This is a genomic window from Pseudomonas atagonensis, assembly GCF_011369485.1.
In the GTDB taxonomy this organism is placed as follows: Bacteria; Pseudomonadota; Gammaproteobacteria; order Pseudomonadales; family Pseudomonadaceae; genus Aquipseudomonas; species Aquipseudomonas atagonensis.
The window spans coordinates 90017-100296 of sequence record NZ_VXCA01000040.1; the positions used below are offsets into that span (position 1 = coordinate 90017).

A 10280-nucleotide genomic window follows, 5' to 3' on the forward strand; every position below is an offset into this window, starting at 1 on the left:
GTGCTTTATGTCGAGCAAGAAAAAGTCCCTGGAGATCGAAACCCTGCGCGGCCTGGCGTGCCTGCTGCTGGTGCTCTATCACGTCATCGGCCCGTTGGGCGGAGGTTTGAAGATCGACGTCGGCTCGCCGTTCCGGGTGATCGCCGATTCGATGGTGTACGTGCGCATGCCGCTGTTCACCTTTATTTCCGGCTACATCTATTCGATCTACAAAATCCGCGGCAATGACTTTTCGGCGTTCTTCAGCGGCAAGGTGCGACGGTTGATCGTGCCGCTGTTTTGCGTCGGTGTGCCGTTCTCGGTGCTGCAAGCGGTGGGGCCGGGGGTGAACAAGGATGTCGGCGTGATCGACGCGTTGCTGTCGTTCTGGGTGCCGATCAACCACTTCTGGTTCCTGCAGGCGGTGTTCATCATTTTCATGTTCGTCGGCTTGCTGGAGTGGCGAGGTTTGCTGCGTTCGCCGGTGCGCTTGTTCGGACTGTTCGCGTTTGCGGCGGTATTGTTTCTGTTGCCGCCGTTCAAGCTTGATGCGTTCGGCATCAATGGTGCGATTTACCTGCTACCGTTTTTCGTCGCGGGGATGATCGGCCAGGAAAATGTCGAGCGGTTGAAGCAGACGTTCAAGGTGATCGGCCCGTTGGTGTTCGTGGTGATTTCGCTGACGCTGCTGTATGTGGCGGCGATTGATCGCGAGTTGATTGTCGATCGCCGCAGCCTGATCGGTTTGACCGTGGGGTGTGTGTCCTGCATCGCATTGTTGTCCAGTGACATGCGCTCAAAGGCGCTGACCTGGCTCGGCGGGTATTCCTACGCGATCTTCCTGTTCCACGTGCTGTTCGCGGCGACATCGCGATTTGTGCTGGGGCGGTTGGGCGTGAAGGATGAAAGCTTGCTGGTACTGGGGGGGCTGACCTTTGGTTTGCTCGGGCCAGTGGTGTTGTCGATGATTTTCAGCCGGTTCAATTTCACCTCGGTGCTGCTGCTCGGCGAGCGCGCCACCTCTAAAAAGCCTGCCCCGATCATGACGCCGGCGGCACCGATCAATAGCTAAAAGCTTCGCGAGCAAGCCCGCTCCCACATTGGAACTGCGCAAATCGCACAATCAGTGTGGGAGCGGGCTTGCTCGCGAAGGGGCTATTACAGACTGAGGAAGTATTGAATGTTCGCAGTTGATGACGCGCAGCCCGTTGCCGCCTCGGTGGTTGAAGTGGGCGATGCGCGCGAGCGTTTTGCGCAGTGGCGTGAAGGCAAGGCCGGCAAGGTGCTGGCGGTTTCGGTGATCGGCGACAGCTACAGCGCCGGCCAGGATTTCTATCTGAACAAACTGGTGCAGCGCGTGGCCGGGGAGGTCGGTTTTGCCGGGCCGGGTTATGTCGGTTTCAACCACGGCGCGGCGCTGGGAGGGACGCATTTCAAGTACACCCGCAGCAGTGAAAAATACTTTGGCGGTGGCTGGCAGGTTTCCGCATTGGGTCAGGCCAGCCCGGACAGTCGCACCATCACTGGCCGCCCCGGCGCGTGGCTGCAGATTGACGCAAATCCGTCGCCGGCAATCGATACCGCCGTCACGCAGGCGAAATTGCTGTATCTGGGTAACGGTGAGCCCAGCGAAGTGCGTTATCGCTGGACGCCGACGCAAGACTGGCAACCGTTGAAACTTGAAGGTTCGGGCGTTCAGGAACTCGCGCTGACAGGTCTCTCGGCAGCGAAAGACTGGTCATTCAAACTGGAGGTGGTCAAGGGCGCGCCTACGTTGTTCGGCGCGTGGATGCGCAATGATCAGGACGGCGTGCGAGTGTCGAAAATGGCGGCATCCGGCGCGGCCTCGGCGGATTTCTATCACCACGATGCGCAGTGGCAGACCCAGTGGAAAGCAGCCGTGGCGAAGATTCCGGCCGACGTTTACCTGATCATGCTCGGTGGCAACGACCAGGGTTTTGGCGTGAAACCTGAAGCGTATCTGCACAACGTTCAGGGATTGGTCGGGATGCTGCGCGAGATTCAACCGCAGGCGAGCATCAACCTGATCATGCGTCAGGACACCACGCGCTCCAGTGCCTACCCGATGTCGGCGTACGCGCAAGTGTTGCAGCCGTGGGCGCACGAGCAGCATCTGGGCTACGCCAACCTGCAATGCGCCTTCGGCCCCGACGTCAAGCGTTACGCCGCCGCGATGATCGGCCCGGACAGGATTCATCCGGTGCCGGCCACGGGCGGGAAGGTGATTGCCGATTACTTTTACGGCTGGATTACCGGCGCCAGGGATCGTTGCGACGTCGCCCGGTAACGATCAGATTCGCTGCTCGAAAGCGTCGACCTGATCGAGCAATTCCGCGATCTTCTGCGGCATCAGTCGTGCATCGCATCGGGTCTCAACATTGATGATGATCGCCGGGTCGTTACAGCACAGACGCACGCGGAATCGCCAGTCGCCGAAGATCACTTTCAGACCGTCGCGGTCGTCCATCTCCAGTGCCTGTTCGCCATAGATTCGTTTCAGATGAGCGAGCAGGGGATATGGATCGTTGATCGGCCGGCGAATATCGCCGGACGAAGGAAACATGCCGATGCGTTCCACCAGCAAAATCGTGCCCAGCCAGGATTCGTTGGCGCTGGGCAGCGGCTGATGGCGGGACAACCAGCTCATCACCCCGAGGTTGCCCACCTCGCGTTCAATCTCTACGGAATGTTGTGCAATGTACATGGTGGCCTCGTTGGGTGAAGGGAGCCGTCTCAGCGGCCCTTGAGATAAACGTTTTCGTAGCAGAAATTGGTCGCCTGCAAGTAACCCTCGGCGTCGCCACAGTCGAAGCGCAAACCCTTGAATTTGTAAGCCAGCACGCAGCCGTTTTGCGCTTGTTTCATCAAGGCGTCGGTGATCTGGATTTCGCCGCCCTTGCCCGGTTGGGTGTCGGCGATCAGGTCGAAAATGTCCGGAGTGAGGATGTAGCGACCGATGATCGCCAGGTTCGACGGCGCGTCTTGCGGTGCCGGTTTCTCGACCATGTTGTTGACCCGATAGATGCCGTCGGACATCAGCTCACCGGCAATCACGCCGTACTTGTGGGTCTGGTCGGCCGGGACTTCCTGGATGGCGACAATCGAGCAGCGGAATTTCTTGTACAGCTCGATCATCTGCGTGAGTACGCCATCGCCTTCCAGGTTCAGGCACAGGTCATCGGCCAGCACCACCGCGAACGGCTCATCGCCGATCAACGGGCGACCGCTGAGAATCGCGTGGCCCAGGCCCTTCATTTCCACCTGACGGGTGTAGGAAAAGGTGCAGGTGTCGATCAGTTCGCGGGTGCCGGCGAGGAATTTCTCTTTCTCGGTGCCGCGAATCTGGTGTTCGAGTTCGTAGCTGATGTCGAAATGGTCTTCCAGCGCGCGCTTGCCTCGGCCAGTGACGATTGCCATGTGCTGCAGACCGGCGTCCCGGGCTTCTTCAACGGCGTACTCGATCAACGGCTTGTTGACGATCGGCAGCATTTCCTTGGGCATCGCTTTAGTTGCCGGCAAGAAACGCGTGCCATAACCGGCAGCGGGGAACAAACATTTACGAATCATAAAAGTATCCTGGACAGTCATGGAACACAGGCGACGATTGCAAGCCATGATAAATGGCGGCAAGTTTCAATCATTATTGAAGGCTTACTTTAATACCTGAGTCAGGTTATTAATGGCAATTGGTAGTTGCGGCAAAACATGACAATGTTATGAGAAGTCGGTTAGTCGCGGATTCGTTATTTTTAGTCGGTATCCGTTGATAGTGATAAGTGCGCGGGCAGTGCTAATAAGTAGCGGGCAATAGAGTTTGACTTGTAAAAATATTTATTGCCAGTCATTGAACTAGTTTTGTCTTCGGTTGTTGTCGCCTTATTTGTGTGGAGTGCAGCACAAAACCACTAAGTGAGGCTTGACATGCTGCGGGCACTTATCAAATACGGACCGCGCTATGAAGATACTTGTCACCGGTGGCGCCGGCTATATCGGCTCGCACACCACACTTGCTTTGCTTGAAGCAGGTTATGAAGTTGTCGTGCTGGATAATCTTTGCAACAGCAGCGATGCGGCATTGCACGCGGTGGAAGCCATTTGTGGCAAAAGTGCGCTGATGATTCGCGGCGACGTCTGCGACCGGGCGTTGCTTGACCGGATCTTCCGCGAGCATGCCATCGACGCCGTGCTGCATTTTGCCGGGCTGAAAGCCGTGGGCGAGAGCGTGCGCAAGCCGCTCGAGTACTACCAGACCAACGTCAGCGGCAGTGTCACGCTGTGCCAGGCGATGGCGGCGGCGGGGGTGTTCCGGCTGGTGTTCAGCTCGTCGGCCACGGTCTACGGCGAGCCGGAGCAGATGCCGATTCGCGAGGACTTTCCCACTGGCAATCCGACCAATCCTTATGGCCAGTCCAAGCTGATCGTCGAGAACGTGCTGCGTGACCTGAGTCAGGCCGAGCCGCGCTGGAGCATCGCGCTGTTGCGTTATTTCAACCCGATCGGCGCCCACGACAGCGGCCACATGGGCGAAGACCCCAACGGCATCCCGAACAATCTGCTGCCTTATATCAGCCAGGTCGCGGTGGGCAGCCTGCAGGAGTTGTCGATCTTTGGCGACGATTACCCCACCGTCGATGGCACCGGGGTGCGCGATTACATCCACGTTGTCGATCTGGCGGACGGCCATTTGAAAGCCTTGCAGTCGATCAGTGGGCGCAGTGGCATTCACACCTGGAACCTCGGCACCGGCGACGGCTACAGCGTGTTGCAAGTGTTGCGTGCGTTTGAGCAGGCATGCGGGCAACCGGTGCCGTACCGGGTGATGCCACGCCGCTCGGGAGACATCGCCGAGAGTTGGGCCGACGCTTCCAAAGCGGCGAAAGAGTTGGGCTGGAAGGCTACGCGCAACTTGCAGGACATGGTCACCGACACGTGGCGCTGGCAATCGAATCATCCCAACGGCTACTTGCGATGATGGCCATTTAGTCCAATGTTATTTTCAGTCAGGTTGTTAGATAACGTCGGGAAATTACACTGGCAATGCCTTTTGCAAGTCCGTAGATATAAACCTGCCGTTCGACTTTTATCAGTTGCGTAAGACTGTGAAAGAACGACGGATCTTGTTCGCGCTTTTTGCGGACTTGAACGCTACCACCTCTAACACAGACTGTTTTTTAACAGTCGAATGTTAGAAAGGAGTTGTTATGAAAAAAGTGATGGCAGTTGCCCTGTTGACGATGTTGAGCAACTGGGCTGCCGCAGCTGAAGCGCCGCTGACAGCGGTGACCAATGTAGGTGGCAATGTAGCGGCTTCCCAAGCGCCTGCAGCCAGTACTGCAATGGTCGCCAGTGCTGTGGCGGCGTCCAACAGCGGTGGCAGTGCCAATGGCGGTACCACCGGTACGACGGGTACCACCGGTACAACCGGCACGCATAACTAACAGGAACAGTTGTTAGTGCAGTACAAAGTCGCCCGACGAAAGTCGGGTGACTTTGTTTTTGGATTCGCCCTTGAATAGCGTAGTGCCATTATATGACTCGTAGTTTTTCTCTTTTAATGTTGGCAAGTCTCGCTTTACAAGGTTGCATGTTTTCCCCCGGCCAGTACCTGAGCACCGGTGGCATCACCCGCCAGGGCGCCAGTGAAAGCAGTCGGGTCGAGCTGATTCCGATCACGCCCAAGCTGATTTCGATGAACCGCGCGACGCAAAAGCGCGAGACCGTGCCGACGGAACTGCTCAGTGCGCCGACCGAGTACCGCATCGGCAATAACGATGTGTTGTACATCACGGTCTGGGATCACCCGGAGCTGACGGCCCCGTCCGGCGCGCAGCAACAGATCGACGCCAACGGCCGGCTGGTACGCTCTGACGGCACGCTTTATTACCCGTACATCAAGGAAGTCCAGGCCGCCGGCCGGACCATCCAGCAACTGCGCTCGGACATCGAACAGCGGCTGTCGGCGTTCATCGCCGAGCCGCAAGTGGATGTCGCGGTGTTGCGTTTCGCCAGCCAGAAAGTCGTGGTCACCGGCGCGGTGGCCAAGGCCGGGCCACAGGCGATTTCGACCAATCCACTGAGCGTGGTCGAAGCCCTCGGTTCAGCCGGCATCGACACCAACAATGCCGACTTGTCCGGCCTGTTGCTGACGCGCAACGGTCGGGTCTACCCGCTGAATCTCGACTCGCTCAATCGCCCGGATTCCGAGTTGCAGAACGTCTACCTCAAGGGCGGCGATCAGCTCTATCTGCCGTACAACGACAACAAGCGCATCTATGTCATGGGCGAAGTCAATCAGCCGCGTGCCCTGAGCTTCAAGACGGCAACGATGAACCTCTCCGATGTACTGGGTTCGGTCGGCGGCCTGAGTCAGACCACTTCCAACGGCAACGCGGTTTACGTGATTCGCGGCGTCGAAAACCTCGATGTCGAGCCAGCGAAAATCTATCAGCTGGAAGCGGAATCGCCGACGGCCATGGCGCTCGCCTCGCACTTCGAAGTACGCCCGCAGGATGTCGTCTACGTCGGGCCGGCCAATGTGACTCGCTGGAACCGCTTTATCAGCCAGTTGGTGCCGTCGGCATCGATTGTCGGTACGGGCGCTTCCGCTGCGAAGAACTGGAGCGAATTCAGTAACAACAGCAAATAAGGTCGCCGACTGTGAAAACGTTGAACGTTGGCGTCTGCCTGATGGCGGCCCTGTTGTTGTGCGGCTGTAACCCGCTGATGAGTGCGTCGCTGAACAACCTCAAAGCAGCGGTAGTCGGCCCGGATGAACTGGACGTGACACCGGCCCAGGTGGCCGGGGTCAATTACCCGCAGATCAAACTGACCACGCCGTCCGGCTCCGGCGTGCTGGCGCTGGTGCGCGAGCGCGACGACCTGCAGTTCTGGGTCGCCTCCGGCAAACAAGTCCTGTTGCTGCGCAATGGTCTCGCCGTGCGCACTGTTGGCCTGGGCCTTGAAGGCGATCTGGACGGCACGCGGCTCGCCGATGATGCGCCGTTCAAGACAGGCTTGCATCAAGTGCCCGATGGCTACACCACGCGGCGCTGGATCGATCTTTACAAGGGCCAGGAAGTCGGAGTGATCGTTAACAGTCGCTTCACCCGTCGCGGCACCGAAACCCTCGACATTCTTGACAAGGAATACACCGTGCTACGTGTCGATGAGCAGATTGACGCGCCGGCCATCGGCCTGCGCGCGACCAATCGTTACTGGGTCGATCCGCGCGACGGTTTCATCGTCCAGAGCGAGCAGCAACTGACCTCGCATTTGCGCGTCAAGGTTGTGCAACTGACCCCTGATCGCAGGCGTGTGCCGTGAAGCGCCTGCGGGTGTTATCGGCGTGTCTGTGGTTGCTCAGCGGCGCAAGTCACGCGGCCGTCACCGTCACAGGCGATGTCGCTAATCCCGGGCCGGTCGAACTGCCGCCGGGCGGGCGCCTGCTCGATGTGATCAACGTGGCGGTTCCCAATGCCGAAGGTTATTGGCTGGCCGGCGGGTTGTTGCGCCAATCCTTGCTTGAGGAGCAGGCGCGCCTGAAGGCTGGTGTGCTGTTCGATCTTGACGTGTTGCAACGCATGGCTTCGCTGTTCGACAGACCGGACCGGGTCGCGCTGGCGCTGCGGGTTGCCGAGCAAGTGCGAGAGATGCCGGTGACCGGACGCCAGGTCGCCGATCTGGATCCGGTGGCGCTGGAAGTGGGCTTCGCCCGCAACATCCGCCTCGACGACGGTGATCGGTTGATCTACCCCAAACGCGTCGATGAAGTGCAAGTGCTCGGTGCTGTCGCCGAAACCTGCCACCTGCCGTATCAGCCGTTGCAGGAGGCGCGCGAGTACCTGCAGGGCTGCACGATTCTGAGCGATGCCGAAGCCGATTATCTGTGGCTGATCCAGCCCAACGGCGTTGCGCGGCGCGTCGGTATTGCGCACTGGAATCGCGAGAGCGGGCACTTCCCCGTGGCCGGCAGCAAGATTCTGGTGCCGTTGAAAAATGATGATCTTGATCCGCCTGTTCCTGAGCTGAATCAGCAGTTGGCCGACTTTATTGCCACGCAGCTGGCCGAGGTGGTTCGTTGAAGTTACGTTTTGCAGCTGTGCTGTTATTACCCTGTGGCCTGGCGCATGCAGAGCCACGCATTACCCAGAATGACTTCGGTGGCACCGGTCTGTTGCAGACGCCGACAGCGCGCATGGCCCCGGCCGGCGAGTTGAGTGTCAACGCCAACCGCACTGAACCGTACAGCCGTTACAGCGTGTCGTTGCAGCCGCTGGACTGGCTCGAAGGTTCATTCCGTTACACCGCGATCACTAACCGGCCCTACGGCTCGGAGGCTCTGAGCGGCAGCCAGAGCTATAAGGACAAGGCGGTCGACGTCAAAGTCCGGCTGTGGGAAGAAACCCACTGGGCGCCTGATGTGGCGCTGGGTTTCCGAGACGTCGGCGGTACGGGTTTGTTCGCCAGTGAGTTTTTCGTCGCCAACAAGCGCTACGACAATTTCGATTTCAGCGCCGGCATTGCCTGGGGTTACCTGGGCAATCGCGGCGACGTCGACAACCCCTTGGGTTATCTCGATGATCGCTTCAAGACCCGGCCGGCGCTCGAAGGCACCGGTGACGTCAACGCGGGCTCGTACTTTCGCGGCAAGCCGTCATTCTTCGGTGGTGTGAGCTATCAGACGCCATGGGATCGGCTCAGCCTGAAACTCGAATACGAAGGCAACGATTACAAGCACGAGCCGAAGGACAACGAGATCAAGCAGGACTCGCCGATCAACCTGGGCGCGGTGTTCAAGGTGACGGATTCGGTTGATGTGAGTGCGGCGTGGGAGCGCGGCAACACGGCGATGTTCGGTGTGACATTCCACACCAATTTTGTCAGTCGCAAGGCTCCTGCGAAAACCTACGATCCTACCCCGGAACCGTTGCCGGCGAAGGCGCCGACCACGGCGCCGGATCAGGTCAACTGGGCCGACGTGTCGCAACGCTTGCAACAGAATGCCGGTTACAAGGTCGAGCGCATTACTCAGCGCGATTCCGAGCTGATTGTGTATGGCGAGCAGCAGCGTTATTTCCATTCGTCCAAGGCTGTCGGTCGGGCGAGCCGGATTCTCGACAACAGCGTCAACGACGACATCGACTGGTTCACCGTGGTCAACAAGCGCTACGACTTGCCGCTGGAAGAAACCAGCGTGCCGCGTCAGACCTTCCGCGAAGTAATCAACAACGAAGAGCCGTTGTTGTCGCTGCACCGCACCACGGAGATCAATCCGGCGATGCCGCACAACGAGAAAACCCTATACAGCGAAGCGCCGCAGCACTTCAGTTATGGCGTCGGCCTGGGCTTCAAGCAGAACGTCGGTGGCCCGGATGGCTTGCTCTATCAGTTCAGCGCCGATGCCGACGCTGAATACCGCTTCAACCGCAACACCTGGTGGAGCGGCTTGCTCAGCGCCAACCTGGCGAACAACTTCGACAAGTTCACCTACGACGCGCCGAGCGGTTTGCCGCGCGTGCGCACGGACTTGCGTCAGTACCTGACCACGTCCAACACCACCATGCCGTTGTTCCAGCTCAGCCACGCCGAGCAACTGGATAAAGACCTGTACGGCATGGTTTACGGCGGATATCTGGAGTCGATGTTTGCCGGCGTGGGCGGTGAAGTGCTGTTCCGGCCGACGGGCGAACGCTGGTCAGTGGGCGCGGATCTGAACTGGGTGCGTCAGCGTGATTTCGATCAGGGGTTTGCGTTGCGCGATTATTCGGTGGTGACCGGGCACATTACCGGCTACACCGATCTGCCGTTCGACACCTTGGCAGCCGTCAGTGTCGGTCGCTATCTGGCCGGCGATTGGGGCGGCACGCTGGACATCTCGCGAGAGTTTTTCAACGGCGTGCGCTTTGGTGCCTGGGCGACGATCACCACCGCCGGCAGTGCCGAGTATGGCGAAGGTAGTTTCGACAAAGGCATCTACCTGTCGATTCCGTTCGACGAAATGATGAGCATGTCGACCATGCGCCGCGCCAACCTGGTCTGGGCACCGCTGACCCGTGACGGCGGCGCGCGACTCAACCGAAGCTTCCAGCTGCACTCGATGACCGATAGCCGCGAAGGCGATATGTTCTATCGCAACTTCGAGAAGATCACGGAGTAACTCAGCATCAACTCCAATCACTGTGGGAGCGGGCTTGCTTGCGAAGACGACGGCACATTCAACATCGATGTTGCCTGGCCTGACGCATTCGTGAGCAAGCCCATTCCCACAGGAGTTCTGTGTC

10 protein-coding genes are annotated in these 10280 nt (G+C 59.0%); 8 read left to right on the forward strand and 2 right to left on the reverse strand.

The features are described from left to right. Window positions 1–7: 7 nt before the first annotated feature. Together F2P67_RS25235 and F2P67_RS25240 are read left to right on the forward strand one after the other, a co-directional pair. A complete protein-coding gene (locus F2P67_RS25235; RefSeq protein ID WP_166225242.1) occupies window positions 8–1051 on the forward strand; it encodes an acyltransferase family protein in 1044 nt (347 codons plus the stop codon). Window positions 1052–1159: 108 nt separating this feature from the next. Beyond that, window positions 1160–2287 carry an SGNH/GDSL hydrolase family protein gene (locus tag F2P67_RS25240; RefSeq protein ID WP_166225245.1) on the forward strand — a complete coding sequence of 376 codons (1128 nt, stop codon included), beginning with the start codon at window positions 1160–1162 and terminating at the stop codon, window positions 2285–2287. Between the two features lie 3 nt (window positions 2288–2290). On the opposite strand, the gene F2P67_RS25245 is transcribed toward F2P67_RS25240, so the two are convergent. Both F2P67_RS25245 and galU read right to left on the reverse strand, forming a co-directional pair. Beyond that, window positions 2291–2704 (reverse strand): phosphohexomutase domain-containing protein, encoded by a 414-nt coding sequence (locus tag F2P67_RS25245; RefSeq protein ID WP_166225248.1) that lies wholly within the window; start codon window positions 2702–2704, stop codon window positions 2291–2293. A gap of 29 nt (window positions 2705–2733) precedes the next feature. Continuing rightward, window positions 2734–3567 carry a UTP--glucose-1-phosphate uridylyltransferase GalU gene (galU, locus tag F2P67_RS25250; RefSeq protein ID WP_007910549.1) on the reverse strand — a complete coding sequence of 278 codons (834 nt, stop codon included), beginning with the start codon at window positions 3565–3567 and terminating at the stop codon, window positions 2734–2736. Between the two features lie 388 nt (window positions 3568–3955). Here galU and galE point away from each other — a divergent pair, with 388 nt between their 5' ends. From galE to F2P67_RS25280, 6 genes are all read left to right on the forward strand, one after another. Next, window positions 3956–4972 carry a UDP-glucose 4-epimerase GalE gene (galE, locus tag F2P67_RS25255; RefSeq protein ID WP_166225251.1) on the forward strand — a complete coding sequence of 339 codons (1017 nt, stop codon included), beginning with the start codon at window positions 3956–3958 and terminating at the stop codon, window positions 4970–4972. Between the two features lie 229 nt (window positions 4973–5201). Then, window positions 5202–5438 carry a hypothetical protein gene (locus F2P67_RS25260; protein WP_007910552.1) on the forward strand — a complete coding sequence of 79 codons (237 nt, stop codon included), beginning with the start codon at window positions 5202–5204 and terminating at the stop codon, window positions 5436–5438. Between the two features lie 92 nt (window positions 5439–5530). Next, on the forward strand, window positions 5531–6646 hold the full coding sequence (locus F2P67_RS25265; RefSeq protein ID WP_178120958.1) for a polysaccharide biosynthesis/export family protein: 1116 nt from the start codon (window positions 5531–5533) through the stop codon (window positions 6644–6646). An 11-nt stretch (window positions 6647–6657) separates the two neighbouring features. After that, entirely contained in the window at window positions 6658–7323 is a 666-nt protein-coding gene (locus F2P67_RS25270; protein ID WP_166225257.1) for a YjbF family lipoprotein, read from the forward strand. Continuing rightward, window positions 7320–8081 (forward strand): capsule biosynthesis GfcC family protein, encoded by a 762-nt coding sequence (locus F2P67_RS25275; RefSeq protein ID WP_166225260.1) that lies wholly within the window; start codon window positions 7320–7322, stop codon window positions 8079–8081. Before F2P67_RS25270 ends, F2P67_RS25275 begins: the two co-directional genes overlap by 4 nt. Then, complete coding sequence (locus F2P67_RS25280; protein ID WP_166225263.1) at window positions 8078–10156, forward strand: YjbH domain-containing protein; 2079 nt, start codon at window positions 8078–8080, stop codon at window positions 10154–10156. Before F2P67_RS25275 ends, F2P67_RS25280 begins: the two co-directional genes overlap by 4 nt. Window positions 10157–10280: the final 124 nt, after the last annotated feature.

What these genes read in the sequence shown, in the direction of transcription:
- F2P67_RS25235 (WP_166225242.1), top strand. Translation starts at nt 8, where the DNA reads ATGTCGAGCAAGAAAAAGTCCCTGGAGATCGAAACCCTGCGCGGCCTG.
- F2P67_RS25245 (WP_166225248.1), bottom strand. Translation starts at nt 2,704, where the DNA reads ATGTACATTGCACAACATTCCGTAGAGATTGAACGCGAGGTGGGCAAC.
- galU (WP_007910549.1), bottom strand. Translation starts at nt 3,567, where the DNA reads ATGATTCGTAAATGTTTGTTCCCCGCTGCCGGTTATGGCACGCGTTTC.
- F2P67_RS25260 (WP_007910552.1), top strand. Translation starts at nt 5,202, where the DNA reads ATGAAAAAAGTGATGGCAGTTGCCCTGTTGACGATGTTGAGCAACTGG.
- F2P67_RS25240 (WP_166225245.1), top strand. Translation starts at nt 1,160, where the DNA reads ATGTTCGCAGTTGATGACGCGCAGCCCGTTGCCGCCTCGGTGGTTGAA.
- galE (WP_166225251.1), top strand. Translation starts at nt 3,956, where the DNA reads ATGAAGATACTTGTCACCGGTGGCGCCGGCTATATCGGCTCGCACACC.
- F2P67_RS25265 (WP_178120958.1), top strand. Translation starts at nt 5,531, where the DNA reads ATGACTCGTAGTTTTTCTCTTTTAATGTTGGCAAGTCTCGCTTTACAA.